The following is a 26,267-nucleotide window of genomic DNA, read 5'->3' on the forward strand; positions in this document are numbered from 1 at the left end:
TTAGCATAACCGAAAAAAAGCGATTCATCCTTTAGAAAGGTGAATCGCTTTTCTAGCGAGCTGATCTGCTACTTGATTTTCCTTACTCGGAATCCATTTAATAAAAAATAAATCAAACTGGCTTTGGAGCTCGATCATCTCTTTAATAAAATGCTGAAATGCTGGATTTTTAGCAAATCCTGCATTGGCTGCGCGGTCAACTACTTGTGAATCTGTGCGAAAGGAAACGGTACGCAATCCTTTTTCCACGCAGATTTTCATCCCCTCGATCAGAGCAGAAAATTCTGCTTCGTGATTGCTCATGGATTCAAGAGGAATGGAGAATGATTCAGCCTTTCCATCATATTTGATGAAAATGCCGATGCCAGAAGGACCTGGATTACCTGCACTCGCACCATCAATGTATATTTCAGCTGGCAAATTACTTCATCCTTTCATCAAGCGGAACCATTTTTTTCGCTGCATACGCATATGGTGTGGAAATCGCAGCGACGATAAATTTAATGACATATGTCGTGATAAAAATTTCAATCCATACTTGAGTTGGATACGTGCCAAGAAAGGCAATGGTCGTAAAAATCAGTGTATCAAGAAGCTGGCTAATCATCGTACTTCCAGCATTGCGCATCCAGAGCGCACCATCAGAGGGAAATATCCGGCGAATAAACGAATATACATAAACATCTAGCATTTGACTGATGATATAAGCAGCGAGACTGCCGAGTGCCACCCTTGGCATAAAACCAAATATGGTTTCTAGTGATGATTGTGAGATATCAGATGGAGCAGGATCGAAAAGCAAAGCCTCCTGCATGACAACAGTTAGTGTTAAAAGGGTCGTAAAACCAATCCAAACCGCTTTTTTCGCTTCATGTTGTCCATATTTTTCATTCAACACGTCCGTTGCAAAAAAGACACTGCCGTACAAAATATTTCCAAGTGTGGCTGTTAAGCCAAACAATTCAACGGTTTTCACCACTTGTAAGTTAGCGGCAGCCGTCGCAAAGCCAATCCAGACGAAAAGGCCCATCTTGCCAAATCCTTTATAAAATAGAAGAACAATGATAAAATTAATGATCGCAAATAAGATCCAAATACCTTCATTAAACAAGTGACATGAACTTCCTTTCTCATTGTAAAATGTAACTTTTTGATTATAGCATAACGTATGTTTACCTTAAAAGCACGGGAAGGCGATGTGATCAATGAAATTAAGAGCACACTACACAATGAAAGTGAAATCAATTGGGTCCATTGTTTTTTACCAAGAAGATTGGTTGGAGCTAAAAGAGGCCTTGAGATTAGCTAAACATATTGACAAAAAAGAACCACAGTCACTTCTGTTATTTGAAGATGAAAAAGGGGCTATGTGGTCTATAAAAGAGCTTGAAAAGCTAAATGAAGAATTAAAGCTTGAGCCTGATCAGCTTCAAGTCTATTTTGATGCAAGTTTTCATAAAGAAACAGGTGACTCTGGTCTTGGCGTTGTCGTCTACTATAAGCTAGGAAAAGACGCTTATCGATTGAGAAAGAATCAGCCTTTCCAAGGAAGTACCAATAATGAAGCAGAGTATGCGGCTTTATTTGAAGCAGTAAAAGTTTTAAAAGATCTAGGAGCAAGCAGAAATTCTGTCACGATTAGAGGAGATTCACTTGTTGTCATGAATCAGTTAAAAGGAGAATGGCCTTGTTATGATGATGTACATAACAAATGGCTTGACCGAATTGAAGCGGCTTTAAAAGAGCTGAAGCTGACGCCAACCTATGAAGCCATCGATCGGAAACAAAATGCAGAAGCGGATCAGCTTGCAAGACAGATTCTTGCAGACGTCCCAATCGAAAGTACATTGAAATTAGAAGCAGACGGAGCTGAATAATGTGGATAAAAAAACAGCAGTACAAGAATTGACCGATCTTCAAGACACGTATTGTTCAGATTGTTTGATTAAGAAGCATTTTCGAAAAGAATTTGGCAAAAAATATGCCCATTCCTTTTGTATACAGCAATGCACCGTTGGAGAGAAAATAAAAGAATATGGGCAAACGCTGCTCAAAAAATAAGAGGACGCACCGGTTTTCCCTGCTCAAACATCCGTTCTTGAAAAAAAACGGATAGAATGTGTAAAAAAAGAACATATTCCGAAAAATGAGCCGATATAACTATAGAAAGTTTTGGTTGAGTTACTTTTTGACTAAGTGACGGATATTAGAGGAAAAGGGGAAGGCCGGTATGAATAATAAGGAGTTCGAAACGGTATTACATCGAACATTTCAAGAGGTGTACAGCGATCTAGAGCAACTTGTAGATGTAGCGAAGAAGGGAAGACCTTTTCTCGAAAAAGATATCTCTGAAATTGAACAACGACTGAAGCAAAATATTTTAGCAATTGAAATTCAGCTGAAAATCAAATAAGAGAGGCATAAGCCTCTCTTTATTTTGCATCATTGATTTAGTTGATTAGATTTTTGTTACGTTTGCAGCTTGAGGTCCACGATTACCTTCAACGATTTCAAAAGAAACTTCTTGTCCTTCTTCTAAAGACTTGTAACCGTCACCTTCGATAGCTGTGAAGTGAACGAATACATCGTCTCCGCCTTCAACTTCAATGAAGCCGAAACCTTTTTCATTATTGAACCATTTTACTTTACCGTTTTGCATATTGCTTTTTCCTCCTAGTACTGTAGCATACCTTTAGGCATACTAAAAAAAATTTTCATCACCTAACGACTTTGCAGTTGTTAAATGATGGTTCCACTATACACCATCAAAAGTAAAGCGTCAAGCGGGAGAGCCAAATTTTGAGCAGAATGTTTGATTTTTTTTGACAAATAACAATTATAGCTGAACCGTCCCCATTTTCTGAAACTTTATGCACAGTTTGTCCGTATATAAAAAAAATACAGAAAGAGGTGCTATCATGAATCGTTATACACTCGAAGAATTTGTTCAGAATACGCAGCAGGAAGATAAGGGAGAAGGGGTCTTCGAACTTGAAACACCAAGACTTTTAGAAATTAATTTGACTGATACCATTTGGGCAAAAACAGGTTCCATGGTTTCGTACCGAGGCAAAATCAAGTTTGAACGAGAGGGCGTGTTTGAGCATGGCGTCTCAAAGATGTTCAAAAAAATGCTGTCAGGAGAAGGCACTTCACTCATGAAGGCAACAGGTGATGGGAAATTATATGTAGCAGATCAAGGCAAAAAAATCTCAATTCTTCGCCTGGCTCAAGGGGAATCCATTTTTGTGAATGGGAATGATCTGCTCGCATTTGAACCTTCAGTCCGCTGGGATATCAAATTGATGAAAAAAGTATCGGGGATGCTTGCGGGTGGATTATTTAATGTCAAATTAGAAGGACCAGGCCTTGTTGCGATTACGAGTCATTATGAGCCGCTCACATTGATTGTTCAGCCGGGTGACTCTGTCTACACAGATCCGAATGCGACAGTTGCATGGTCAGGGGATTTAAAAACTGAATTTGTGACAGATGTTTCATTCAAAACCTTTATTGGCAGAGGAAGCGGTGAGTCTATTCAAATGAAGTTTAGCGGAAGCGGATTTGTTGTCGTGCAGCCGTTTGAAGAAGTGTACACAACAAATGGAAATCAAGGATAAAGAAAAAAGGTGTCCGTCATTGACGGACGCCTTTTTATGATAATGCGCGAGCATACGTTTTATTATTCGTGATGAGATCCGATTGCTCAACGATATCTTCCAAAATGGTTTGAGAAGAATGCTTTAAGTGAAGTTTTTTTATATTTTGTTTCATGGTTTCTAGTTTTTCTTCATCTTGCAGTAAGTTGGTCACAGATTCTAAAATGTCTTCATGTCTGTTGATGACAATGGCTGCACCATAATCTTCAAAGAAATGAGCATTTTCCTTTTCTTGTCCAGGGACAGGCTTGTAAAGAATGACTGGGACGCCGATTGCTGTTGCTTCTGTTAAAGTAATGCCGCCTGGCTTTGTGATCATACAATCTGTTACTCTGAACAATTCATCAATTTGTTCCACATATCCAAGCGCCTTCAATTGATCTGGATGTGCTTGTTCAAGATCGCTTAGTGATTGTTTCAGCGCTGCGTTCTTTCCGCATACAACAACAATTTGTACTTCACTGTCTAGAAGCAATGCTTCACATAATTCCTTGACATTTTTCAGTACACCATGAGCACCGGCCATAATCAGAAGAACTTTTTTGTTTGATGATAATCCATATTTTTTATAAATCTTCGATTTTGGCACGTCTGCTTCAAATTGTGGTCTAATAGGTATGCCTGTCACTTTGACATCGCTTGGATGTGTGCCGATTTCCACTAATTTTTGTTTCACATAATCGGTTGCAACATAGTACCGGTCGATGTTTTCATGTACCCAAATCTTATGAAGACAGAAATCTGTCATGACATTAAATGTCGGGATGACTTTTCCTGTTTTGTTCCGATATTCAGGAACAACAATCATCGGGAATGTAATAATAATGATATCCGGATTGTGTAATTGAATAAGTTCATCAAGACGCTTATTTCCCATTTTTAAATAAATGTTAAATTTGCGTTTATTGTAAATTTTATCTACACCGTAATAAAACAAGCGATAAAATTGTTTCCCAATGGAAAAGCTCTTCAAGTATAAATATTGAGTCACTTCCGACACAATGGGATTTGATTCTTGATACAAATTAGAAACTACAACATGCTCAAATCCTTGGGATTTACACTCATCATACAGTGTTTTAGCCACCTGCATATGTCCATTTCCATAATTTGCGGTCAAGATTAATATTTTTTTATTGGTATTCAAGAATATTCACCTCAAATGTAATCAACAACAACAAAACTTCGTACGAAAACTATTAATCTCATAGGTCTACATATACATAAAGATAACATATAAACAACCAGAGCATATCATTCGTTACGAAAGAATTAAACTAATTTTAAAAAACAACAAGACTAAATTGATAATGGAAGACAGAGCCATTTGTATTTTAACACATTTTGGCCATTTATCATCAGACTACAGTCTATTTTATTCCCAAACGTATGGTGTTTCTTGATAAACATAATAATTGAGCCAATTCATAAACAGTAAAGTGGCATGGGCTTTCCATCGATTCACTGGGACTAATGTGTCACCATCTTCTATAAAATAGTGGACAGGTTTTTGGACTGTATCATCCTTCAACAAATCTCTTTCATATTCCTGCTTCAATGTGTCCGTATCATATTCAGGATGTCCAGTTAAAAATACTTGTTTATCATCATCTGAAACAATTAAACAAACACCCGCTTCTTCAGAGACACTCAATACTTTCAAATTCGGCGTATTTTTTAATTGTTCTGTATTAATATCTGTATGCCTCGAATGTGGGACATAGTATACTTCATCGAAACCTCTGACTAATCTTTCTTTTTTCTCTTTCACAAGATGCTCAAATACACCAAATTTTTTCTCAGCAAGCTTGATTTTCTCAATACCATAATGGTGATATAGGCCTGCCTGTGCACCCCAGCAAATGTGAAGAGTTGACGTCACATTCGTTTTACTCCAGTCTAAAATCTCCTGCAGTTCTTTCCAATAGGATACTTCTTCAAAAGCTAAATGCTCAATTGGTGCGCCGGTGATGATCATTCCATCAAATTTCTTATGGCGAATCGATTCAAAGGTCGTATAAAATTCATCTAGATGCTCTCTCGACGTATTCTTCGGTGTATGCGTACTTGGAATCAAAAACGTAAAGTACACTTGTAAAGGAGAATTTCCGAGCATTCTTAGCAGCTGCGTTTCAGTTTGTATTTTTTTTGGCATTAAATTTAAGATCACGATATTCAAAGGACGGATATCTTGATTGAATGCCCTTGTCTCATCCATGACGAAAATATTTTCGCTCTCTAGTATTTGTTTTGCCGGCAGATGAACTGGTATGTTAATAGGCAACTCGCCACCCCCTGAATCAAAGCTAATTTCACTTCATTATAGGAACTTTCTGGCGATATTTCAATGTTTCAATTATGTTACAATGAAAAACAGAGCAAAAACAAAGCTGTTTCTCGAAAAAAAGGAGGCCGTTTATTTATGATCACAAAGCATTTATCAGATATTGATATCGCCCAAAAGGCAAAGCTGAGACCTATTCAAGACATCGCAGCTAAGCTGCAAATACATGACGAAGAATTAGAATGCTATGGTTTCACAAAAGCGAAAATATCTTTGACTATTTTTGACCGTTTAAAAGAACAAAAAGAAGGACATGTGATTCTTGTCACATCCATCAACCCAACGCCAGCAGGTGAAGGGAAGTCCACCGTCACAGTCGGACTCGGCCAAGCCTTCGAAAAAATAGGGAAAAAAGCAATCATTGCAATGCGAGAGCCTTCATTAGGTCCTACAATGGGCATAAAAGGCGGTGCAGCAGGTGGAGGATATTCACAGGTGCTACCAATGGAAGAAATCAATCTTCATTTTACAGGAGATTTTCATGCCATTACTTCTGCACATAATGCCTTATCTGCGTTTATTGATAACCATATCCATCACGGAAATGAACTTGGCATCGACGCGCGCCGCATTGTATGGAAGCGAGTGCTTGATTTAAACGATCGTGCATTAAGACAGGTCGTTGTCGGACTTGGTGGACAGGTAAATGGGTATCCTAGAGAAGACGGGTTTGACATCACAGTTGCCTCCGAAATGATGGCCATCCTTTGTTTAGCAGAAGACTTAACCGATTTGAAAAAACGTCTTTCTTCTATTGTTGTTGCCTATAATCAAGACGGGGAGCCAGTCACTGTTGGCGCACTTGGATATGAAGGTGTTCTAACGTTACTTTTAAAAGACGCGCTCAAACCAAATCTTGTACAAACGATTGAAGGAACTCCGGCCCTCGTTCATGGCGGTCCTTTTGCCAATATTGCGCATGGGTGTAATAGTTTAATTGCGACTAAAATGGCTGCGAAATTAGCTGATTATGTCGTAACAGAAGCTGGATTTGGAGCAGATCTTGGAGCAGAAAAGTTCCTGCACATTAAAACAAGAGCTGGTGATTTCAAGCCTGGTGCAGTGGTCATTGTGGCGACAGTCAGAGCATTAAAGATGCATGGCGGAATGAAGAAAACAGAACTCAAAGAAGAGAATGCAGAAGCTGTATTAAAAGGTATACATAATTTAGAAAAGCATATTGAAACCGTCCAATCCTTCGGTCTTCCGTACATTGTCGCAGTTAACAGGTTTATCACTGATACTAAAGAAGAGATTCAAGCGATAGAAGATTGGTGCCACGCACATGGCCACCCAGTCAAGGCAGTGAATGTATGGGAAGAAGGAGGCGAAGGCGGCACAGCACTCGCCGAAGAGCTCGCAACACTTATTGAAAAGAAGAAGAACAGCTTTTCCTATTTGTATGAAGAGCATGATGCCATCGAAGAAAAATTATCTAAAGTTGCCAAAGTGGTTTACGGAGCAGACGGGGTCACACTCACTTCAAAAGCAAGAAAACAGCTGGCAGCCATCGAGGCAAACGGCTGGGGGCATTTACCGGTTTGTATGGCAAAAACGCAATATTCACTTTCGGATGATCCAGCTTTAATTGGGAGACCTAAGGGCTTCACCATTACGATTCGTGAGTTAAAACCATCTGTAGGAGCAGGATTTATTGTTGCTTTAACTGGAAGCATATTGACAATGCCTGGATTACCTAAAAAACCTGCAGCGCTCGAGATGGATTTATTAGAAGACGGCAGTGTGACAGGACTCTTTTAACCGGAAGCATAAAAAGCGATTTTATAAAAGAAGCATGTTACGATAGAAAAAAGTGAATCCTAGGAGGCTATGAGATGTCAATTTATGATATTCAGGTCAAGACCATTAACGGTCAAGAAAAATCAATGGCAGATTATAAAGGAAAAGTACTCATTATTGTCAACACAGCAAGCAAATGTGGACTAACTCCTCAATTTAAACAACTGCAAGAGCTATATGATCAATATCATGAAAAGGGCCTTGAAATTTTAGGATTTCCATGTAACCAATTTATGAACCAAGAACCAGAAGGGGAAGAAGCCATTCAAGAATTCTGTTCTTTGAATTATGGGGTGACCTTCCCTATGTTTGCAAAAGTAGATGTCAATGGTGACAATGCGCACCCGCTTTTCAAACATTTAACAAGTCATGCAAAAGGTGTACTTGGGACGAAAACAGTGAAATGGAATTTCACAAAATTTATCGTGGATCAAAACGGAGAAGTCACTGAGCGGTTCTCTCCGAAAACATCACCAAAAGAATTAGAAAGCTCCATCATCGCTCTTTTGGACAAATAAGGTGCTTACCGTTATGCAGAAAAAACAATTGGAGACAGCTGCCTCCTTTGTTTCAGATCGGCTGAAATATGAACCTACTGGACACGATGCGGCTCATATTGATCGTGTGCGGCAGCTTGCCCGCCAAATTGCTAATCAGGAAGGCGGCTCTCTGTTTGTGATTGAAATGGCAGCGATTGTTCATGATGTCATTGATGAAAAGCTGCCGGGTGAATGGAAGCTTTCACCAAAGCGGCTTGAGCTTCAGCTCCTTTCTTGGGAAGTTCATACGCGGGATATTCGTTATATCATGGACATCATTACAACGATGTCTTTTCGACATCGACATAAGCAGAATAGACCAATAACGTTAGAAGGGGCTATTGTTCAAGATGCAGATCGTCTCGATGCGATAGGAGCAACCGGTATTGCGAGGGTGTTTACGTATGCAGGCGCAAAAGGGGAACCCCACTATTCAAAGGACACGCAGCAGGGCTCCGTGCTAAAACATATGGAAGAAAAACTGCTCAAATTAAAAGACTTAATGAACACTCGTACAGGAAAGCTGCTTGCTGAGGAGCGGCACGATTTGATGAGCCTATTTATCAAGACGTGGAAAGAAGAATGCGGCCTTACAGATGAGTTGGGTCTTTATGTGTGTAAGGAGGATGTATAGATGAAAATAACAGCGATAGAACCGACGCCAAGTCCAAATACGATGAAGGTCATTTTGACAGAAGCACTTGCCGGCGGTAAAAGCAACAATTACAAAAAGGATCAAAAAGACGAAGCGCCAGAGATGATCAAGCGCATTTTGAACATTGAAGGTGTAAAAGGTGTTTATCATGTCGCAGATTTCTTAGCTGTTGAGCGTAATGCAAAGTTTGACTGGCAGGGCATTTTGCAGCAGGTCAGAGAAGCCTTTGGTCAAGAATCAGAAGGCCTTCAGGAAGGATCGCAGTCTGGCGGTGACACATTTGGCGAAGTCAAAGTGTTTGTCCAAATGTTTAATGGGATTCCGATGCAAGTCAAATTAACAGACGGTGAAAGAGAAGAGCGGTTCGGCATGCCTGAACGCTTCCAAGCAGCTATTTTAAAGCTCAGAAGCAGTTCAGACAATGTCGTATTTGAACGTGTGTGGAAAGAACATGGCGTTCGTTTTGGTGACTTTGCAGATATCGGTCAGGAAGTCACAGAAGAGCTGCAAGCAGCCTATGATGATGAGCGTTTAGCACGCTTAACAGAGGCAGTCAAAGAAGGTCAAGAAGCTGTAGATCGACAAGTGAACCGAAAGGCGTATGATGTAACAGAAGATATGCTGCGCGAGGAAGATTGGAAAAAGCGTTTTGCCCATCTAGAGCAAATGCAGCCAGAGCAAAAGGATATACCTGTTTTAATGAAAGCAATGGAAGACCCAAAAACATCCATTCGCAGACAAGCCGTTGTGAATGCTGGAATGATTGAAGATCCTGCTATTCTGCCTATTTTATATAAAGGGCTTAAAGATAAAACAGTGACGGTCCGCAGAACCGCTGGAGACTGCATTTCAGACCTTGGTGACCCGAACGCTATAGAAGCAATGATCGAAGCATTAAAGGATCCAAGTAAGCTTGTCCGCTGGCGTGCAGCGATGTTTCTTTATGAAGAAGGTGACGAAACAGCACTTGACGCATTAAAAGAAGCTGAGCAAGACCCTGAATTTGAAGTCAGCCTTCAAGTGAAAATGGCGATTGAGCGCATTGAGCACGGAGAAGAAGCGAAAGGTTCAGTATGGAAGCAAATGACAGAAAGTAGAAAAAATGCATCAGAATGATGAGACATTTGAACAAGCTGCCAATGATAGGCAGCTTGTTTTCTTAAAGTCATAGACAGAAAAATTTTTTTAGAAAAATTATTTTGAATATTGTTGAAATATACGAAAAAACTCTATATAGTAGTACCAATATAGAATATTGGAGGTCAGATTTTATGACACGAACCTTGCTGAGCGCTAGCTTCAGCAGCCATGTTGGTCATCAGTCATTCATCGGTGGTCAAATAAACAGAAAATTTGTAAAATAAAATCAACTCAAAATCATACAGTCAACAAGACTTGTAGTATAGGAGGCTTTTTAAACAGATGGCAGAATTACGTAGTAATATGATTAAACAAGGAATTGACAGAGCACCTCACCGAAGCTTACTAAGAGCAGCGGGGGTAAAGGATGAGGACTTCGGCAAGCCATTTATTGCTGTATGTAATTCCTATATTGATATTGTCCCAGGACATGTCCATCTTCAGGAATTCGGAAAGATTGTGAAAGAAGCCATTCGTGAAGCTGGCGGAGTCCCATTTGAATTCAATACAATTGGGGTCGACGATGGAATTGCGATGGGGCATATCGGGATGAGATATTCATTACCAAGCCGTGAAATCATCGCTGACTCTGTCGAAACCGTTGTATCTGCTCACTGGTTTGATGGCATGGTTTGTATTCCTAACTGCGATAAAATTACACCAGGGATGATGATGGCAGCGATGCGTGTCAATATTCCAACGGTCTTTGTCAGCGGTGGACCGATGGAAGCGGGTAGAACAAGTGATGGCAGAAAAATTTCTCTTTCTTCTGTATTTGAAGGCGTTGGTGCATACCAGTCAGGTAAAATTAACGAAGAGGAATTAAATGAATTAGAACAGTTTGGCTGTCCGACCTGCGGATCTTGTTCAGGGATGTTTACAGCAAACTCAATGAACTGTTTAGCAGAGGCGCTTGGAATTGCTCTTCCTGGGAATGGCACAATTTTGGCGACATCACCAGAGCGAAGAGAATTTGCGAAAAAGTCAGCAAAACAACTAATGGAGCTCATTAAAAAGGATATTAAACCACGTGATATTGTAACTGAAAAAGCAATTGATAACGCATTTGCATTAGATATGGCACTTGGTGGGTCAACGAATACAGTTCTTCACACACTGGCGATTGCAAATGAAGCAGGTGTTGAATATTCACTTGAACGTATCAATGAAGTAGCAGAGCGTGTGCCTCATTTATCAAAACTTGCGCCAGCTTCGGATGTTTATATTGAGGATTTACATGAAGCCGGCGGCGTCACAGCTGCGCTAAATGAATTGTCCAAAAAAGAAGGCGCACTTCATTTAGATACAATGACCGTCACCGCGAAAACGCTTGGTGAGAACATTGCAGGTCATGAGGTTAAGGACTATAACGTCATTTATCCAATCGACAAACCATTTACTGAAAAGGGCGGCTTAGCCGTTTTATTTGGAAACCTTGCGCCAGATGGAGCCATTATTAAAACGGGCGGGGTACAAGATGGGATCACACGTCACGAAGGGCCTGCGATCGTATTTGAATCCCAAGAAGAAGCTCTTGAAGGCATCATTAATAGAAAAGTAGAAGCAGGACATGTTGTTATCATTCGCTATGAAGGACCTAAAGGCGGACCTGGTATGCCAGAAATGCTTGCTCCTACTTCACAAATTGTCGGGATGGGACTTGGACCAAAGGTTGCTTTAATTACGGACGGACGTTTTTCCGGCGCTTCACGCGGCTTGTCTATCGGACACGTCTCTCCTGAAGCAGCTGAGGGCGGCCCGCTTGCCTTTGTTGAAAATGGTGACCATGTCGTCGTCGATATTGAACAGCGCATTTTAAGCGTCGATGTTCCAGAAGAAGAATGGGAAAAACGAAAAGCGAACTGGAAAGGCTTTGAACCAAAAGTGAAAACTGGCTATCTTGCTAGATATTCAAAACTTGTGACATCAGCCAATACAGGCGGAATCATGAAAATTTAATCTGAAATAGAACATTTGAAAATTGGCTCTCTCTATAGTATCCTTTATTCACAACATAAGGATTTTAGAGGGGGCTTTTTTATGTCAATGGCATATGAAGAATATATGCGCCAGCTCGTTGTGCCAATGCGCCAAGAGCTGACAAGTGCAGGATTTCAAGAACTGACGACGGAAGAAGAAGTAGAACAAACCATGCAAGAGGCTGAAGGAACAACATTTGTTGTTGTTAATTCTGTATGCGGCTGTGCTGCAGGATTAGCGCGCCCAGCAGCGACTCAAGCTGTAATGAAGGCAGAAAAAGCGCCAGACAAAATCGTCACAGTATTTGCTGGGCAGGACCGGGAAGCCACGGCAAAAATGAGAGAATATTTCACAGGTGAAGAGCCATCATCTCCTTCTATGGCCCTTTTAAAAGGAAATGAACTCGTTCATTTTATCCCGCGTGACGAAATTGAAGGTCATGAAATGGAAGATATCATGAAAAATGTCTTAACTGCATTCGAAAAACATTGCTAATACACGTGTTGAAATGCCCTGTAACTAGATCAGGGCATTTTTTCTTGATCATGATGGAGGAACGATATGCTCATTACAACAAGCTTTAGAGCAAATGAACAAACGATTGAAACAGCGAAGGGTCTTGCAGAGGATTTACATGGTGAGTATGTAGAAAGACGCAAACAATCCGTCAAGCAGCTTGCGGTGAAACGAGGAGATGTCCTTGTTGTCGGGAAAGAAAGATTTGAATGGTATCAGCCAAATGGTGAAAAGTTCTTCTTTCATCCAAGCTCAGCGATGTTCAGGGTGAAGCGGCTCTTGCGCGGAGAAAAGGATCCTTTAATTGAAGCAGCACAGCTAAAGCCGGGCGATTCCTTTTTAGATTGCACACTTGGCTTAGGGTCTGATGCGATAACTGCAAGCTGTGCGTTAGGCAGGAAGGGAAGGGTCGTCGGTATTGAAAAGAATCCCATTACGGCATTACTAGTGCGAGAAGGACTGAATACATGGGAGACGGGAATAGAGGAAGCTGATGAAGCGATGAAACGGATTTCTGTTATCAGTGGAGACAGTATCGAGCAGCTAAAGAAGTATCCTGACTGTTCATTTGATATCGTCTATTTTGACCCCATGTTTGAGGAAACGATTCAAGAATCTACAAGTATAGCGCCGCTGCGTCATGCGGCAGAGCACGACTTTGATCACGAATCAGCCGTGCAAGAAGCATTAAGGGTGGCAAGAAAAAGAGTGGTGTTAAAAGATCATTGGAAAAGCACACGATTTAAAGCGGACTCTTACAAATTTCATGTCATCAAACGAAAAACAGCCCAATTTCATTATGGGTATATCGAGAAAGAAAAAAGCCCTCACTAAGGGCTTTTAATCCGTAATTTCCATATAGACAAAATAAAACAGTGTCAGCAAGGAAGCTGTGATGAAAAAGCCTTCAAGCATACCCATTCCTCCCAAATTTTAGTTGCCTGTACTGTTATTGTAAACGTTTTATTATGAAAAAGAAAGTCTCAAATCAGTGACCAAATTGAATGACTGAAAATTCATTATATGCTAGAATAGCAGTATGATAACTTATGGAAGGAATTAGATATCATGAAGATGTGGATGAGAAAAACGCTTGTTGCGCTCTTTACAATTGCAACTTTTGGTTTGGTTTCTCCTCCGTCGGCTTTGATGACAGACAAGCCATCTGAACTTTCTTCACCTGATAAAACGCCTTATACAGCGGTTTATGATACATCAGATGAATTACGCAGCTGGGAACGATCGCAAGAGGCAAGCGAAGAGCAGGTAGACCCCTTTGAGCAATATAAGGAAGAGGTTCTATCAAGTGCAGAAAATCAATCCTTTCTCAAATTCGGCCGTAAAATCACGCCTGTCATTGAAGACGAGTACAGAGAAGAGATTCAACCGAAAATTGAACAAGTGTTAACCGATGTTTTAACAAATTTCAAAGATGACGAAAAATTTCAAGATGTTGTGTTAACTGATCAGCCTTCAAGCGGAAATGGCGAAAAAATCTTTCACATCTACAATCGGAAGACTGGAGAAGATTTGCTCCGTTTTCATGTGAGAAGAGATCAGCCGCCACACAGCGGATATTGGTTTAACTTTCACTACCATACAGCAGAAGATGGATTCCAGACGCATCATGAACTCGGTAATATTTACTGGGACAAAAACACCCCGCCGAGCTGGATGAGCCACTAGAAGGAGATGTCATGCCAATTGAAAAAATATACAATGAACGAAATGGTGCAGATTACAAAACAAATGTTAAACGAACGTGGAGTGAAAATTGAAGATATTGCACATATTGTGCTAAAGCTTCAAGAAAAATACCATCCAAACCTTCCACTTAGTGTCTGTGTTGAAAATGTTGAGAAAGTGTTGAATAAAAGGGAAATTGTCCATGCAGTTTTAACAGGACTTGCCCTTGACCAGCTGGCTGAACAAAAGCTATTGCCAGAACCTTTGCAGCACTTAGTTGAAACAGATGAGCCGCTATATGGAATTGATGAGATTATTCCGCTTTCCATTGTCAATGTATATGGATCAATCGGTTTGACGAACTTCGGTTATTTAGATAAAGAGAAATTTGGCATTATCAGGGAATTAGATGAAGGTCGCCCAGGTGAAGTGCATACTTTCCTTGATGACCTTGTCGCCGCGCTAGCTGCAGCAGCAGCTAGTCGTATTGCTCACTCACACCAAGATATTAAGGACGAAGAGCAGGATCGAGTGAATCAAGTATAAAAAGAAAAACATGTCTGCTCCTCATGCAGGCATGTTTTTTTGGTTTAAACAAAAGCAGAAATAAGGTAAACTACAACAAGAACATAAATAAAGGATGAAAAAAATGAAACAATACAAAGAGTTATGCCGTCATGTATTACAGCACGGGGATGAAAAAGGTGACAGAACGGGAACAGGCACAATCAGCACGTTCGGTTACCAGATGAGATTTGATTTGCAGGAAGGATTTCCACTTTTAACAACAAAGAAATTGCACCTGAAATCAATTATTCATGAGTTACTGTGGTTTTTAAAAGGTGATACAAATGTCAAATATCTTCAGGAAAATGGTGTCCGTATTTGGAACGAATGGGCAGATGAAAATGGCGAACTGGGCCGTGTGTACGGGGCGCAGTGGCGATCTTGGGCTAGTGGGGATGGTGAGACTGTAGATCAGATCACAAAGCTGATCCATGATATCGAGCATAATCCGAATTCAAGAAGACTGATCGTCAGCGCTTGGAACCCGGGTGAAATTGATCAAATGGCGCTGCCGCCATGCCATTGTCTGTTTCAATTTTACGTATCAAATGGGAAGCTTTCCTGCCAGCTCTATCAAAGATCGGCAGATATCTTTTTAGGCGTCCCATTTAATATTGCTTCATATGCTCTTCTTACGATGATGATTGCCAAAGTCACAAATCTTGAGCCAGGAGAGTTTGTTCATACGCTAGGAGATGCACATATTTATCAGAATCATCTTCCGCAGGTGAACATGCAGCTAGAGCGCGAGGAACGCACGCTTCCGCAGCTTCGCATCGCAAGAGATGTGAAGAGCATTTTCGACTTCACGTTCGATGATTTTGTACTTGAGAACTATGATCCGCATCCGCATATCAAAGGAGAAGTCAGTGTATGATTTCGATGATTGTGGCGACAGGAAAAGACAGAGTCATTGGTCAAGATAATCAAATGCCCTGGCATTTACCAGCTGATTTAGCGTATTTTAAGAAGGTCACAGGCGGCCATACGATTGTCATGGGCAGAAAAACGTTTGAATCCATTGGACGAGCGCTACCTAACCGCCGTAATATCGTGCTCACAACAAGTTCTTCTTTTGAAGCAGAAGGATGTGAGGTTGTCCATTCCATTGCTGATATTTTGGCAATTGGAAAAAGCGAGACAGAGTTATTTATCATCGGCGGGTCTAAGCTGTATGAAGAAATGATGCCATATGCGGATCGTCTATATATTACGCATATTCATCATGCGTTTGAAGGAGACCGCTACTTTCCTGATTACGATGAAAACGAATGGACGGTTGTATCACGCGAAAAAGGCCATCGTGACGAAAAGAACCCCTACAATTATGAATTTGTCGTTTATGACAAAAAAGGATAAATGAGTAGGAGGAGTACGGTTGTTTCGTTATTGGTTTTTAACGATTTATGTTGTTGTATCCCTTTTTAAAAGTATGAGGCATTTGCATGCCCATGAATTAACTGATCCGCGCATTTCCTATACGAAACGAATGCATCTCATTCATGAGCATGCAAAAAGGTTTGCCAGGGGCTGTATTGATCAGTCAGGATCAGTCATGACCATTCACCAGCAAAAGAAGCTGCCGGATGGACCCGTTATTTATTTCACACAGGCACTGAATCCAGCCACAACGGCATTATTGATTGGTCACCTTGAGAAACCATTTGCTTTCATGGCAAAGCCGAATCTTTTTCGATATCCTATTTTAAAACAATGGCTGAAGAAGATGGCGGTTATTCATCAGAATCAATCTGATGATGCCTTATTAGAAGAAGCAAAGGAAAAAATCTTATCTGGGCAGAGTGTATTGCTTTCAGAAGCACAGCGTCACATAGCAGAGGCACTTGGTGAAGATTGTGATTGTCCGCTTGTACCGATTGAAACAAGTGGAACGGATCGTCTATTAACTGGGAAAGTCGTGAAAAGACTGCACCCTGTGAATGTTGATATTCATATTAAAGCACCTGTCATGATGAGCGATTACGCCCAAAAGCGCGCATAGAAAAACCAGCATCCACTTTCGGATGCTGGTTTTTTTCATGCAGCAGGAATGTTCACACAGTAGAAAAGAATACAGAAGAACATGGATGCACTGCCGCCTAGAACAAAGCTGTGCCAAATCGCATGATGATAGGGGATCTTCCGCCAAATATAAAAGATGGTTCCGGCTGAATACAATAGACCGCCTAACAGTAAGAGGCCAAACCCTGGGCCTGTTAACCCAATGTAAAGTGGTTTGATGGCAATGATAATCATCCAGCCCATTAATAAATAAACAAGGGTGGACACAATGATAAACCGTTTGACGAAAAAGATTTTAAAGACAATTCCGCCAGCAGCAAGAGCCCATACAATCGCAAGAAGCGTATAGCCGAGTGCGCCTTTTAATGGTCCTAGTAAAAAAGGCGTGTAGGTACCAGCAATCAATACATAAATAGCCGAGTGATCGAGGATTTCAAATACATCTTTTGTTTTTTTGTGCCGAATGCTATGAAGCAAGGTCGAGCTTAAATAGAGCAGCAGCATAGATGCGCCAAATATTGAAAAGCTTACGATCTCTGTGACAGTGCCGTATTGAACAGCGAATAACACAAGAAAAACAATGGCTGGTATGGATAAAATAACGCCTATGCCATGTGTAATGGCGTTTGCAATTTCTTCTTTTACAGTAAACAATGGATGTCCTCCTTTTATTGAACCGGTATATAACCATCAAGTGACTTCAGGAATGAAAGACCTTCAAGAGTAATCTTCGTGCCGGCCCTGCCCTTTCCTTTCGTCACGTATGCTTTTTTCTCAAGGTCATCTAATCGGCTTCTTACCTGCTGAGGGGTCAGCGGGATGTCGCCTTGCTTGCTTAATTCAGACAAGATGCGTCTGCTGGCTGCTTCACCTTTCTCATTGAGAGATTTAATGGCTTCCAGTAGGAAAACAAACTCTTGTTTTTCCATTAAAGTGAGCTGATGTTCTTCTTTTTTTCCTTTTACCTCCGGCGAAAGAGGGGTTAATACAAAAGGCGGCAGGTGATGTAAAAATACCGTTTGCCCTTCGAGAATGACTGCAGCATAATGAACGATATTTTTGAGTTCCTGCACGTTTCCTTCAAACGGATACTCCTGCAAGGTTTCCCAAACACTTGGATCAATATCAGGCGCCATGCTCAGCTCCTGAAAGAAAGCAGTTGTTAACACAGGAATATCTGTTTTTCGATCTGCTAATGACGGTAAAGGTAAATGGAAAACGTTTAAGCGATAAAACAGCTCAGGTAAAAAGGTAGATGAAACCCTCAATGCCTCTATTGATAAAGACGAAGTGGCAATGATTTTTGTTGCAGGAGAGCTTTCTAGAAAACGAATGACCTGATGCTGCATAGGAATACTTAATGCGGCAATTTCGTCTAAATAAAGAATTTGACGTTTTTTTTCAGTGAAGGCTTTTTGCAAGGTATCTTCATCTAGGATGGGACAATATAGATGTGTCAGTGAAGCGTTTGGAGCCGATGCATGAGCAATTTCATGGGCAAAGCGTGTTTTGCCTGTGCCAATTTCTCCTGTGATCAAGACCGGCTGCTCGTGTTTTGTGAATTGATTTGCCAGGTGAATGGCACGCTTCATTTCTTGGTGCTCTCCATATATAGACGTAAACGAATGTGTGGTCATCGGGTGATTCCTTTCTTTGTGGTTCTAATTGGTTCAATTGTAACACCCAATAAAACCAAATGTACAGAGAAACGAAAAAGTTTATGAAATTTATGCTTGATCTATGATCTATTGGTTTATTTTTTGAATATTCATGTTATAATGACAAATTAAATAAGGTTAAAGAGAAAGGATCTTGTACATGAAACCGTTGCTCAAAGAAAACACGCTAATTCAAGTGAAAGACATTTTAAAGGCCCATCAAAATTTGAAGGATGTAGTCATTCATACACCTCTTCAAAAAAATGAGCGACTTTCTGAACGATATGAATGTAATGTCTACTTAAAAAGAGAGGATCTTCAAGTAGTTCGTTCCTTTAAATTAAGAGGCGCTTTTAATAAAATGAGCCAGCTTCCAAAAGATAAACTAAAAAACGGCATTGTTTGTGCAAGTGCAGGAAATCACGCACAAGGTGTTGCCTATTCTTGTAAATATCTAGGTATCCACGGAAAAATCTTTATGCCTGCTACGACACCAAGGCAAAAAGTATCTCAAGTAGAGCTTTTCGGAAAAGAATATGTTGAAATTATCTTAACCGGAGATACGTTTGATGATTCATATCATGAAGCAGTGAAATGTGGAGATGAAGAAAAGCGTGAGTTTATCCATCCGTTTGATGATTTGGATGTGATGGCAGGACAAGGAACGACTGCTGTAGAAATATTAAATGATATCGAAGTGGAGCCTCACTTTTTATTTGCAAGTGTTGGAGGTGGCGGTCTGTTATCTGGTGTTGGTACATATATCAAAAATATCGCCCCAGAAACTGAAATCATTGCCGTCGAACCGCTTGGCGCAGCTTCACTCCATGCTTCCCATGAAAAGGGCAAGGTTGTGACACTTGATTCCATTGATAAGTTTGTAGACGGAGCAGCGGTTCAGCGGATTGGCGAAAAGACGTTTACATCGCTACAATCTGTTGTCGATAAAATTAGTCTTGTACCTGAGGGGAAAGTATGTACAACCATTTTAGAGCTTTATAATCAATGTGCGATTGTAGCAGAGCCGGCAGGCGCACTTCCGATCGCAGCGCTGGATGCCCATCGCGAGGAGATTAAAGGGAAAAATGTTGTCTGTATTGTCAGTGGAGGAAATAATGACATTGGCAGAATGCAGGAAATCAAAGAACGGTCGATGATCTATGAAGGGCTACAACATTATTTCATTGTCAATTTTCCGCAAAGAGCAGGTGCGCTTCGGGAGTTTTTAGATGAAGTATTAGGGTCAAATGATGATATCTCCCGCTTTGAATATACGAAAAAGAATAACCGAAGCAAAGGACCGGCGCTTGTTGGCATCGAATTGAAAGAAAGAGATGACTATGCGGCGCTCATTGAACGGATGAATAAAAAAGGATTCCATTATGTTGAAGTGAATAAAGATCAAGATTTATTCCACCTATTTATTTAGGCGTAACAGAACATTGGAAAAGAGGATTGATCGTTTGTGCTGCTCAAAACAATATGTTTTAGACGGATGGATGGAGCTCAGATCAAGGTAACAGAAGTTCCTGTACTAAAGGGAGATGAGCCGTATCGTTTCATGCTCACCTTTAGACTTGAAGCTTTCTTGAAAAAAGTCTATGTATCTAAAGGAAAGAGAGCTGTGTACTCTTTCAGAGAGGATGTGAAACGTAACGTCAAGTGGAGCACATATGAGCAGATCTATCAGGAGCCTACACTGAAACACAATGCGTAAAAAAGGAATCTTTGTCAAAGGGAGTGAGCGGCTGTTTTAAAATGGCTGCTGCTCAGATTTGGCAAGGATTTTTTTCATGCAAACAAGCAAATGTGACAATTTCAAAAACGTTCTGACAGTTGTTTTCAAGTACGCACGAAATAAGGTAATATCATAAGTAAAGACTAAGACAGCAAGGATGAGACGATAGTGAAACAAATTAAAATTGTAACAGATTCTACTGTGGATCTTCCGCAAGAAAAAATCAATGATCTTTCAATTCACGTGATTCCGCTCAATATCTCCATTTCTGGGGTTGATTATATTGACCGAGTGAATATACAGCCAGATGAATTTATCGAAAAAATGGAGGCCGCTGAAGAATTGCCGAAAACGTCTCAACCTGCGATCGGTCAATTCGTCGAATTATATGAAAAACTAACGGCAGATGGAAGCGAAGTCATTAGTATCCATTTAACGGGCGGAATGAGTGGTACAGTTCAAACTGCTGAAAGCGCTTCGAAAATGGTAGACGGAAACATCACCGTGATTGATTCAAACTTTATTTCCTATGGATTAGGGTTTCAAGTCACCAAAGCAGCCGAACTTGCACAAAATGGTGCAAGCCGTGAAGATATTATCAAAGAAATGGATAAAATCCGTCTTGAAACAAAGCTATTTGTCACAATCGATACATTAGAAAATCTCGTGAAAGGTGGAAGAATTGGGAGAGGGAAGGCGCTGATCGGCTCACTTCTTCACATCAAACCAATTGCCAGCTTAACAGACGGGGTATATACGCCTGAAGCGAATGTGAGAAGCTATTCTGCTCTTGTCCGCTATTTAACCAAACAGTATGTACAGGCGGTGAAAGGAAAAACAGTTCAAGCCATTGGGATAGCGCATGCAGATGCATTAGAACTCGCTGAAAAGCTCAAATCAGCGCTGCTTGATCATACACCTGAAGCACTTGTTGACATCGCCTACACAACACCGATTATTTCGTGTCACACTGGAAAAGGCGCAATAGGCTTTACTTTTTATACCGATTGACTTGAAAAAGGGGATGGACGTACCGTGCTTAAAAAAAGGAGAGCCTTACTTGGTGCGCTTATGATCATAAGCGTGCTTCTTTTAGTCTCATGTTCAAATGGACAAATCAAAGATGCGTTAAATTATCAAATACAGCCGTTTGAATATGAAAATCAGGATGGGAAAAAGGTGTCATTAGATGATTTGAAGGGGAAAGTATGGGTGGCAGATTTTATTTTCACAAGCTGTGAAACGATCTGTCCGCCGATGACTGCACATATGACAGAGCTGCAAAAACGGTTAAAAGAAGAAAAATTGGATGCACATATCATTTCCTTTAGCGTGGACCCGGAGGTAGACTCACCGAAAAAGCTAAAAGAATTTGCAAAAGCATATCCTTTATCCTTTAAAAATTGGGATTTCCTCACTGGCTATTCACAGTCTGCGATCGAAAAATTCGCAATGAAAAGCTTTAAAACCATTGTGAAGAAACCCGAAGATGAAGACCAAGTGATCCATCAGTCATTGTTTTTCCTAGTTGATCAAGAAGGAAAAGTGATGAAAAATTATGATGGTGTACAAAACACGCCATATGATGACATCATCAAGGACATCAAAACGCTGATCCGAAGCTAGCATAAAGATGTTCAAATGAGCAAAAACATGATACACTTTTTTAATCAGAAAAAGGAGGGACATCATCGTTTGAAGGCTCGTTTGATTTTGATTGTGATGTCTCTAGCTTTTGTTCTTTCTGCATGTTCCGCACAAGAGGCTGGCATAAAGGATAAACTAGAAGACACACAAAACGTAAAAGAACATATTACGATCGCAGCGGTTGGAGATTCCTTAACAGAAGGAATCGGAGATCAACAAAAAAAAGGATATGCAGGCATAACCCGTGACAAGTTAGAAGCGGTGGACGGCGTGCAATCTGTCACATTAAAAAACTATGCCATTAAAGGCAGTAGAACGGTAGATTTATTAAAAAGATTAAAAGAAAAAAAGGTGCAAGACGGTCTGAAAGATGCTGACTATATTTTCTTTACGATCGGCGGCAATGACTTAATGCATGTCGTCCGTCAAAATGTGCTCAATTTGACGTTTGCTCCTTTTCAAAAAGAGCAGGGTCCTTTTGAGGAGCGCTTTAAAACCATTCTTGCTCAACTGAGAGAACATAATGACCACGCGAAGATCATGTATGTAAGCATGTATAATCCTTTTAAATTCAGTCTCACTGAGCTGAAAGACATTGATGAAGTCGTCAAAGACTGGAATGCCGTCGCCAAAAAAGAACTGAAAAAAGACGGCAATGCTGATATGGTCAATGTAGCAGATTTATTTGAGGAAGATTCTGATGAAAAATTACTGGCAGATGATGATTTCCACCCAAACCAAAAGGGATACTCTCTTATGGCAAATCGTTTATTCTCCAAAGTGAAAAAAGAAGGACTGCCGAAGGAATAGGGTGAACGTATGAAAAAGTGGAAAAGCTTATTTTTTATTTTACTTGCAATCAATCTATTGATTGTACTTGCCTGCGGTATTTTGATGTTGCTGCCAGGCGGTCAATCCGCTTCAACTAAAGAATTGAAAAGTGAGTATTCTTTTAATATATCTAGCTCAAAGGAATCACTCACCAGCTTTATCAATGATTACTTGAAAAATCAAGGGTCAAGTGATATGCCAGACTTTCATGTGGCGATCGATCAAGATGTGAAAGTAACAGGCGCCATAAAGGCTTTCTCTTCGACGATTGATGCTAACGTCTCATTTACGCCAACTGTCGAAGATAATGGTGATGTGCTTTTGAAAGTGGATGGCCTTTCAATTGGACAATTGAGCATTCCGATTAGTTTTGTACTAAGCTACATGGGTCAGTTCTATGAACTGCCAGAATTCGTTCATGTGAAACCGGATCAAAAAACGGTTGAAGTGCGCCTTTCAGAAATGCCACTGACGAATGATATGTATGTGAAAGCAAACAAAATTGATCTAGAGAACGATGAAATTGAGTTCTCATATTATCATCCAAAGCAATAGAAAGTAAGTCAGGAGTGAAATCATGAAGCGAGTCTATCAATATTTTAGTTTACTGTCGTTTTTATTTGCTGCATACTTTGGCATTACAGCTGCCACTGATTTAAGAGCAGAAAATATCGATCAGTTTTACTTAAATATTGCCTATTGTGCATTATTTCTAGGTATCATGATTCTTGCTTTTGATTTTCAAAAGCAAGAAAAAGCTGAAGATGTCTCGTAAAGAGCCTTTCCTCTATGGAAAAGGCTCTTTTTTATCTTTGCTGAGACAAGACCACCTTCGCCATAAGCTCTGGCTCTCCATTAGCAAATCCATGAAGCAGAATGAGGTATGCCCGGTTTGCTTGCAGATGAACTTTTGGGATATCAAGCAGTATGCTTTGAGTGCCGGCGGCTTTCAATTCAAAATGATATTTATTCGGGGAGAAATGATGAATGTGAGTGCTGTTTACATAGTGAAGCTCCTTTGCTAACACCCCTTGATCACGTTCATATATATCAATGGAAGGAAGGTCTGGAGAAAGGTGGACAAAGGTAAGAGCTGACAGGTCCTCGTGTTGAATCAGAGGGTCTTGCCGCTCTGTCAGCAGCGCAAAACCTGCATGTGCACCCGTGATACATAGGGTGTAAATCTCGTCACGTTTAATTATCATACGAGAATGAAGAACTCTTTGTTTTGTAGCTAGCTTGAACACTTCTATCTCATACATTCCCTCATCCCACTCCATATAGGCTGTTAACTGGCTGTAAGGCATTTTTTTCAAGACCTCATTCCGGTTCACATAAACAGCAAGCTCACTAAGATCTGGGGCAGCGTGAAAGAGCCGAATAAAGGCTTTGGATGAAACGCTGCTTTGAGGATGCTCGAAACCCGCAGCGAGTGAACGGTATAGATAGTCATGATAAAAGAGCTGCTGCATGTATCAATCCCTACTTTCTCATGCGATGGTGTTTTTTGTAGCGTATGCATGAAAAAGGTGATCTGTATAGGCAAACGAAGCATAGAAAAAAGCCTGACGTTTTCCGTCAGGCCCGCATGTTAAGAAGGAGAAGAATATTGATGATATTCAGCTAGCTTAATGAACGTTTTTTCATCCTCAATGAGACCACAAACACCGCACTGAACTTTTATTTGTGGACCTTGATAGCTCATGTGAAAAGGAGAAAGCTGCTCTCCATCGTATCTTTCGACAACTGCTCCGGTCGCAGGGTCAAGTTTCACAGGTTCTGAAAGCTGCTCAATCAGATTAAAGCGCGTTCTGTTCGTTTTACAGTTTGGACAAAGATAAGGGCTTGTCATGGTTTATTCCACCTCTTTTTATCTGTAGCATGTCCAGTGCGCTAAATTCTATGCTTAATCCTTTTGACTTTTATCCAGCTTTTTAAATAATTTGATCATTGTTTTCAGTTCTTCGTCATCGAATGACTCAAATCGCTCCATAAAGTATTCTGTTTTCTTTTTCTCAAAATGCTCAGTAATTTCCTTACCCTTATCGGTTAAGTGGATTTTGATGATGCGGCGATCCTCTTTAGAACGGATACGGGTGATCCAGCCCTTTTCTACGAGTGTGTCGGTCACAGCTGTGATATGGCTTGCTGACACCCCTAGAATGGACGCAAATTCCGTTACTTTTTTTGCACCTTGCTCACGAAGCAGATTTAAAATGAGAAATTCATTCCGAGATAATTCGTTTTCGAGCAGGCTGTTAATCTCATAACGGATCTGCTTAAATACGGTTCTCAGTAAAGTATCCATTTCATACATCATTTTTTTTCTTTGTTCCAATCATTAAACCCCCATTATATTTTAAAATACGACAAAATGCTTTTTGATCATTTAGATAGACAAGTCGTATCATTTTCATTATTTTTCATCATGTTATAATATGATGATACCATTTTTTAAATGAAGGGGGCACTAATATGTCTGAAAAACAAGAATTAGCCACATTTGCAGGAGGCTGTTTCTGGTGTATGGTTAAACCTTTTGATGAACAGCCGGGCATTATCAAAGTTGAATCAGGGTATACTGGCGGACATACAGTGAATCCGACCTATGAAGAAGTATGTACTAATACAACTGGACATAGAGAAGCGGTTCAAATTACGTTTGATCCAGACGTTTTCCCGTATGAAAAGCTATTAGAACTGTATTGGCAGCAAATTGACCCAACAGATGATGGCGGGCAGTTTGGTGATAGAGGAGAGTCCTACCGCACAGGTATTTATGTTCATCATGACGAGCAAAGAAAGCTTGCAGAGGCATCGAAAGAGAAGCTGAACGAAAGCGGTACTTTCCAAAAGCCAATTGTGACAGAAATATTAGATGCTGCTCCTTTTTATCCCGCAGAGGAGTATCATCAGCACTATTATAAAAAGAACAAAATGCACTATGAACGATATCATGTCGGTTCTGGCAGAGCGGGTTTTATTGAGTCCCATTGGAGTGATAAATCATGACAAACGATAAAGAAAAACGATTAAAAGAATTAAACCGAATGCAGTACGAAGTCACACAAAATAATGGCACTGAGCCGCCATTTCAAAATGAATTTTGGGATCATAAAGAAGAAGGTATTTATGTAGATATCATCTCAGGCAAGCCGCTTTTTTCTTCTTTAGATAAGTTTGATGCCCATTGCGGCTGGCCGAGTTTCACAAAGCCGCTTGAAGATGAAGAAGTAGCGGAGAAGGTGGATAAAAGCCATGGGATGGTGCGGACAGAGGTGCGCAGCAAGACAGCTGATTCTCATCTAGGTCATGTATTTCCTGATGGACCAGGACCAAATGGTCTTCGGTATTGTATTAACTCAGCCGCTTTGAAGTTTATTCCAAAAGATGATCTTGAAAAAGAAGGCTATGGGGATTTGAAACATCTCTTTGATTGATCTATTGAAAAATCGTCACATGGAAAGCATCTGCTTCCGTGTGAC

General features: G+C 40.4%; 35 protein-coding genes. 25 read left to right on the forward strand and 10 right to left on the reverse strand.

Going from position 1 to position 26,267, the window contains the following annotated elements:
* Positions 1–24: 24 nt before the first annotated feature.
* Positions 25–420 carry a reverse transcriptase-like protein gene (locus SB660_RS14630; protein ID WP_169057123.1) on the reverse strand — a complete coding sequence of 132 codons (396 nt, stop codon included), beginning with the start codon at positions 418–420 and terminating at the stop codon, positions 25–27.
* Between the two features lies 1 nt (position 421).
* The gene (locus SB660_RS14635) at positions 422–1,111 is read right to left on the reverse strand and encodes a queuosine precursor transporter (protein WP_058014855.1); all 690 of its coding nucleotides are present in this window, start codon (positions 1,109–1,111) and stop codon (positions 422–424) included.
* Between the two features lie 94 nt (positions 1,112–1,205).
* On the opposite strand from SB660_RS14635, the gene SB660_RS14640 reads away from it, so the two are divergent.
* From SB660_RS14640 to SB660_RS14650, 3 genes are all read left to right on the forward strand, one after another.
* The gene (locus SB660_RS14640) at positions 1,206–1,877 is read left to right on the forward strand and encodes a ribonuclease H family protein (RefSeq protein ID WP_410583100.1); all 672 of its coding nucleotides are present in this window, start codon (positions 1,206–1,208) and stop codon (positions 1,875–1,877) included.
* 1 nt (position 1,878) lies between these two features.
* A complete protein-coding gene (locus tag SB660_RS14645) occupies positions 1,879–2,061 on the forward strand; it encodes a zinc-finger domain-containing protein (RefSeq protein ID WP_003215998.1) in 183 nt (60 codons plus the stop codon).
* Positions 2,062–2,230: 169 nt separating this feature from the next.
* On the forward strand, positions 2,231–2,413 hold the full coding sequence (locus SB660_RS14650; RefSeq protein ID WP_003215507.1) for a hypothetical protein: 183 nt from the start codon (positions 2,231–2,233) through the stop codon (positions 2,411–2,413).
* 45 nt (positions 2,414–2,458) lie between these two features.
* Here the strand turns inward: SB660_RS14650 and cspD are convergent, their stop codons facing one another.
* Positions 2,459–2,659, reverse strand: a complete 201-nt coding sequence (gene cspD / locus SB660_RS14655; RefSeq protein WP_003215784.1) for a cold-shock protein CspD — start codon at positions 2,657–2,659, stop codon at positions 2,459–2,461.
* 259 nt (positions 2,660–2,918) lie between these two features.
* Between cspD and SB660_RS14660 the strand changes: the two genes are divergently transcribed.
* On the forward strand, positions 2,919–3,620 hold the full coding sequence (locus tag SB660_RS14660; protein WP_058014857.1) for an AIM24 family protein: 702 nt from the start codon (positions 2,919–2,921) through the stop codon (positions 3,618–3,620).
* Between the two features lie 34 nt (positions 3,621–3,654).
* On the opposite strand, the gene SB660_RS14665 is transcribed toward SB660_RS14660, so the two are convergent.
* Both SB660_RS14665 and metA read right to left on the reverse strand, forming a co-directional pair.
* A complete protein-coding gene (locus tag SB660_RS14665; protein ID WP_058014858.1) occupies positions 3,655–4,806 on the reverse strand; it encodes a diglucosyl diacylglycerol synthase in 1,152 nt (383 codons plus the stop codon).
* 228 nt (positions 4,807–5,034) lie between these two features.
* On the reverse strand, positions 5,035–5,943 hold the full coding sequence (metA, locus tag SB660_RS14670; RefSeq protein ID WP_058014859.1) for a homoserine O-acetyltransferase MetA: 909 nt from the start codon (positions 5,941–5,943) through the stop codon (positions 5,035–5,037).
* 138 nt (positions 5,944–6,081) lie between these two features.
* On the opposite strand from metA, the gene SB660_RS14675 reads away from it, so the two are divergent.
* The 12 genes from SB660_RS14675 to SB660_RS14730 all read left to right on the forward strand — a co-directional run bounded on the left by SB660_RS14675 (position 6,082) and on the right by SB660_RS14730 (position 16,888).
* The gene (locus tag SB660_RS14675; protein WP_061408284.1) at positions 6,082–7,764 is read left to right on the forward strand and encodes a formate--tetrahydrofolate ligase; all 1,683 of its coding nucleotides are present in this window, start codon (positions 6,082–6,084) and stop codon (positions 7,762–7,764) included.
* Positions 7,765–7,838: 74 nt separating this feature from the next.
* Positions 7,839–8,321, forward strand: a complete 483-nt coding sequence (locus tag SB660_RS14680) for a glutathione peroxidase (protein WP_003216059.1) — start codon at positions 7,839–7,841, stop codon at positions 8,319–8,321.
* 13 nt (positions 8,322–8,334) lie between these two features.
* Positions 8,335–8,976, forward strand: a complete 642-nt coding sequence (locus SB660_RS14685; protein ID WP_410583104.1) for an HD domain-containing protein — start codon at positions 8,335–8,337, stop codon at positions 8,974–8,976.
* Complete coding sequence (locus SB660_RS14690; protein ID WP_410583106.1) at positions 8,977–10,113, forward strand: conserved virulence factor C family protein; 1,137 nt, start codon at positions 8,977–8,979, stop codon at positions 10,111–10,113.
* A gap of 306 nt (positions 10,114–10,419) precedes the next feature.
* Entirely contained in the window at positions 10,420–12,096 is a 1,677-nt protein-coding gene (gene ilvD, locus SB660_RS14695) for a dihydroxy-acid dehydratase (RefSeq protein WP_012010311.1), read from the forward strand.
* Between the two features lie 81 nt (positions 12,097–12,177).
* Positions 12,178–12,612 (forward strand): BrxA/BrxB family bacilliredoxin, encoded by a 435-nt coding sequence (locus SB660_RS14700; RefSeq protein WP_003215999.1) that lies wholly within the window; start codon positions 12,178–12,180, stop codon positions 12,610–12,612.
* A gap of 66 nt (positions 12,613–12,678) precedes the next feature.
* Positions 12,679–13,467: a class I SAM-dependent methyltransferase gene (locus tag SB660_RS14705; RefSeq protein ID WP_339162858.1), complete on the forward strand. Its 789-nt coding sequence runs from the start codon at positions 12,679–12,681 to the stop codon at positions 13,465–13,467.
* 234 nt (positions 13,468–13,701) lie between these two features.
* Positions 13,702–14,319, forward strand: coding sequence for a YpjP family protein (locus SB660_RS14710; RefSeq protein WP_058014865.1), 618 nt, complete (start codon positions 13,702–13,704; stop codon positions 14,317–14,319).
* Positions 14,320–14,337: 18 nt separating this feature from the next.
* Positions 14,338–14,865 carry a phosphatidylglycerophosphatase A family protein gene (locus SB660_RS14715; RefSeq protein ID WP_339162855.1) on the forward strand — a complete coding sequence of 176 codons (528 nt, stop codon included), beginning with the start codon at positions 14,338–14,340 and terminating at the stop codon, positions 14,863–14,865.
* A gap of 103 nt (positions 14,866–14,968) precedes the next feature.
* Positions 14,969–15,763 carry a thymidylate synthase gene (locus SB660_RS14720; protein ID WP_339162853.1) on the forward strand — a complete coding sequence of 265 codons (795 nt, stop codon included), beginning with the start codon at positions 14,969–14,971 and terminating at the stop codon, positions 15,761–15,763.
* On the forward strand, positions 15,760–16,245 hold the full coding sequence (gene folA / locus SB660_RS14725; RefSeq protein ID WP_058014868.1) for a type 3 dihydrofolate reductase: 486 nt from the start codon (positions 15,760–15,762) through the stop codon (positions 16,243–16,245). Before SB660_RS14720 ends, folA begins: the two co-directional genes overlap by 4 nt.
* Positions 16,246–16,264: 19 nt before the next feature.
* Positions 16,265–16,888 (forward strand): lysophospholipid acyltransferase family protein, encoded by a 624-nt coding sequence (locus SB660_RS14730; RefSeq protein ID WP_339162851.1) that lies wholly within the window; start codon positions 16,265–16,267, stop codon positions 16,886–16,888.
* 35 nt (positions 16,889–16,923) lie between these two features.
* Here the strand turns inward: SB660_RS14730 and trhA are convergent, their stop codons facing one another.
* Together trhA and SB660_RS14740 are read right to left on the reverse strand one after the other, a co-directional pair.
* Positions 16,924–17,562: a PAQR family membrane homeostasis protein TrhA gene (trhA, locus tag SB660_RS14735; protein WP_058014870.1), complete on the reverse strand. Its 639-nt coding sequence runs from the start codon at positions 17,560–17,562 to the stop codon at positions 16,924–16,926.
* Positions 17,563–17,576: 14 nt separating this feature from the next.
* Positions 17,577–18,545 (reverse strand): sigma 54-interacting transcriptional regulator, encoded by a 969-nt coding sequence (locus SB660_RS14740; protein ID WP_410583111.1) that lies wholly within the window; start codon positions 18,543–18,545, stop codon positions 17,577–17,579.
* Positions 18,546–18,726: 181 nt separating this feature from the next.
* Between SB660_RS14740 and ilvA the strand changes: the two genes are divergently transcribed.
* The 7 genes from ilvA (at position 18,727) to ypmT (ending at position 23,557) form a co-directional block, all read left to right on the forward strand.
* A complete protein-coding gene (gene ilvA / locus SB660_RS14745; protein WP_410583113.1) occupies positions 18,727–19,995 on the forward strand; it encodes a threonine ammonia-lyase IlvA in 1,269 nt (422 codons plus the stop codon).
* Between the two features lie 36 nt (positions 19,996–20,031).
* Positions 20,032–20,283, forward strand: a complete 252-nt coding sequence (locus SB660_RS14750; RefSeq protein ID WP_003215729.1) for a YpmP family protein — start codon at positions 20,032–20,034, stop codon at positions 20,281–20,283.
* A gap of 189 nt (positions 20,284–20,472) precedes the next feature.
* Positions 20,473–21,315: a DegV family protein gene (locus tag SB660_RS14755; RefSeq protein WP_012010299.1), complete on the forward strand. Its 843-nt coding sequence runs from the start codon at positions 20,473–20,475 to the stop codon at positions 21,313–21,315.
* A 60-nt stretch (positions 21,316–21,375) separates the two neighbouring features.
* Entirely contained in the window at positions 21,376–21,930 is a 555-nt protein-coding gene (locus SB660_RS14760; protein WP_058014966.1) for an SCO family protein, read from the forward strand.
* Positions 21,931–21,999: 69 nt separating this feature from the next.
* The gene (locus SB660_RS14765) at positions 22,000–22,761 is read left to right on the forward strand and encodes an SGNH/GDSL hydrolase family protein (protein WP_058014873.1); all 762 of its coding nucleotides are present in this window, start codon (positions 22,000–22,002) and stop codon (positions 22,759–22,761) included.
* Between the two features lie 9 nt (positions 22,762–22,770).
* On the forward strand, positions 22,771–23,337 hold the full coding sequence (locus SB660_RS14770) for a YpmS family protein (RefSeq protein WP_044141181.1): 567 nt from the start codon (positions 22,771–22,773) through the stop codon (positions 23,335–23,337).
* A 22-nt stretch (positions 23,338–23,359) separates the two neighbouring features.
* Complete coding sequence (gene ypmT, locus SB660_RS14775; RefSeq protein ID WP_012010295.1) at positions 23,360–23,557, forward strand: protein YpmT; 198 nt, start codon at positions 23,360–23,362, stop codon at positions 23,555–23,557.
* 31 nt (positions 23,558–23,588) lie between these two features.
* Here the strand turns inward: ypmT and SB660_RS14780 are convergent, their stop codons facing one another.
* From SB660_RS14780 to SB660_RS14790, 3 genes are all read right to left on the reverse strand, one after another.
* Positions 23,589–24,254 (reverse strand): DUF4397 domain-containing protein, encoded by a 666-nt coding sequence (locus SB660_RS14780; protein ID WP_058014875.1) that lies wholly within the window; start codon positions 24,252–24,254, stop codon positions 23,589–23,591.
* Between the two features lie 119 nt (positions 24,255–24,373).
* Positions 24,374–24,634: a hypothetical protein gene (locus SB660_RS14785; protein WP_061408261.1), complete on the reverse strand. Its 261-nt coding sequence runs from the start codon at positions 24,632–24,634 to the stop codon at positions 24,374–24,376.
* Between the two features lie 54 nt (positions 24,635–24,688).
* Positions 24,689–25,102, reverse strand: coding sequence for a MarR family transcriptional regulator (locus SB660_RS14790; RefSeq protein ID WP_370339267.1), 414 nt, complete (start codon positions 25,100–25,102; stop codon positions 24,689–24,691).
* 155 nt (positions 25,103–25,257) lie between these two features.
* On the opposite strand from SB660_RS14790, the gene msrA reads away from it, so the two are divergent.
* Both msrA and msrB read left to right on the forward strand, forming a co-directional pair.
* Positions 25,258–25,794, forward strand: coding sequence for a peptide-methionine (S)-S-oxide reductase MsrA (msrA, locus tag SB660_RS14795; protein WP_044141185.1), 537 nt, complete (start codon positions 25,258–25,260; stop codon positions 25,792–25,794).
* Positions 25,791–26,222 carry a peptide-methionine (R)-S-oxide reductase MsrB gene (msrB, locus tag SB660_RS14800; RefSeq protein WP_012010290.1) on the forward strand — a complete coding sequence of 144 codons (432 nt, stop codon included), beginning with the start codon at positions 25,791–25,793 and terminating at the stop codon, positions 26,220–26,222. Before msrA ends, msrB begins: the two co-directional genes overlap by 4 nt.
* The last annotated feature ends 45 nt before the right edge of the window (positions 26,223–26,267 follow it).

Origin of the sequence: Bacillus sp. SIMBA_005 (genome assembly GCF_046535585.1) — a bacterium.
Lineage (GTDB): Bacteria > Bacillota > Bacilli > Bacillales > Bacillaceae > Bacillus > Bacillus pumilus.

Bases quoted from the DNA above. Each gene is read 5' to 3' on its own strand.
- SB660_RS14640 (WP_410583100.1), top strand. From the start codon at position 1,206: ATGAAATTAAGAGCACACTACACAATGAAAGTGAAATCAATTGGGTCC.
- SB660_RS14650 (WP_003215507.1), top strand. From the start codon at position 2,231: ATGAATAATAAGGAGTTCGAAACGGTATTACATCGAACATTTCAAGAG.
- cspD (WP_003215784.1), bottom strand. From the start codon at position 2,659: ATGCAAAACGGTAAAGTAAAATGGTTCAATAATGAAAAAGGTTTCGGC.
- SB660_RS14660 (WP_058014857.1), top strand. From the start codon at position 2,919: ATGAATCGTTATACACTCGAAGAATTTGTTCAGAATACGCAGCAGGAA.
- SB660_RS14675 (WP_061408284.1), top strand. From the start codon at position 6,082: ATGATCACAAAGCATTTATCAGATATTGATATCGCCCAAAAGGCAAAG.
- SB660_RS14680 (WP_003216059.1), top strand. From the start codon at position 7,839: ATGTCAATTTATGATATTCAGGTCAAGACCATTAACGGTCAAGAAAAA.
- SB660_RS14685 (WP_410583104.1), top strand. From the start codon at position 8,335: ATGCAGAAAAAACAATTGGAGACAGCTGCCTCCTTTGTTTCAGATCGG.
- SB660_RS14690 (WP_410583106.1), top strand. From the start codon at position 8,977: ATGAAAATAACAGCGATAGAACCGACGCCAAGTCCAAATACGATGAAG.
- ilvD (WP_012010311.1), top strand. From the start codon at position 10,420: ATGGCAGAATTACGTAGTAATATGATTAAACAAGGAATTGACAGAGCA.
- SB660_RS14700 (WP_003215999.1), top strand. From the start codon at position 12,178: ATGTCAATGGCATATGAAGAATATATGCGCCAGCTCGTTGTGCCAATG.
- SB660_RS14705 (WP_339162858.1), top strand. From the start codon at position 12,679: ATGCTCATTACAACAAGCTTTAGAGCAAATGAACAAACGATTGAAACA.
- SB660_RS14710 (WP_058014865.1), top strand. From the start codon at position 13,702: ATGAAGATGTGGATGAGAAAAACGCTTGTTGCGCTCTTTACAATTGCA.
- SB660_RS14720 (WP_339162853.1), top strand. From the start codon at position 14,969: ATGAAACAATACAAAGAGTTATGCCGTCATGTATTACAGCACGGGGAT.
- folA (WP_058014868.1), top strand. From the start codon at position 15,760: ATGATTTCGATGATTGTGGCGACAGGAAAAGACAGAGTCATTGGTCAA.
- SB660_RS14740 (WP_410583111.1), bottom strand. From the start codon at position 18,545: ATGACCACACATTCGTTTACGTCTATATATGGAGAGCACCAAGAAATG.
- ilvA (WP_410583113.1), top strand. From the start codon at position 18,727: ATGAAACCGTTGCTCAAAGAAAACACGCTAATTCAAGTGAAAGACATT.
- SB660_RS14760 (WP_058014966.1), top strand. From the start codon at position 21,376: ATGATCATAAGCGTGCTTCTTTTAGTCTCATGTTCAAATGGACAAATC.
- SB660_RS14770 (WP_044141181.1), top strand. From the start codon at position 22,771: ATGAAAAAGTGGAAAAGCTTATTTTTTATTTTACTTGCAATCAATCTA.
- ypmT (WP_012010295.1), top strand. From the start codon at position 23,360: ATGAAGCGAGTCTATCAATATTTTAGTTTACTGTCGTTTTTATTTGCT.
- SB660_RS14780 (WP_058014875.1), bottom strand. From the start codon at position 24,254: ATGCAGCAGCTCTTTTATCATGACTATCTATACCGTTCACTCGCTGCG.
- SB660_RS14785 (WP_061408261.1), bottom strand. From the start codon at position 24,634: ATGACAAGCCCTTATCTTTGTCCAAACTGTAAAACGAACAGAACGCGC.
- SB660_RS14790 (WP_370339267.1), bottom strand. From the start codon at position 25,102: ATGATGTATGAAATGGATACTTTACTGAGAACCGTATTTAAGCAGATC.
- msrA (WP_044141185.1), top strand. From the start codon at position 25,258: ATGTCTGAAAAACAAGAATTAGCCACATTTGCAGGAGGCTGTTTCTGG.
- msrB (WP_012010290.1), top strand. From the start codon at position 25,791: ATGACAAACGATAAAGAAAAACGATTAAAAGAATTAAACCGAATGCAG.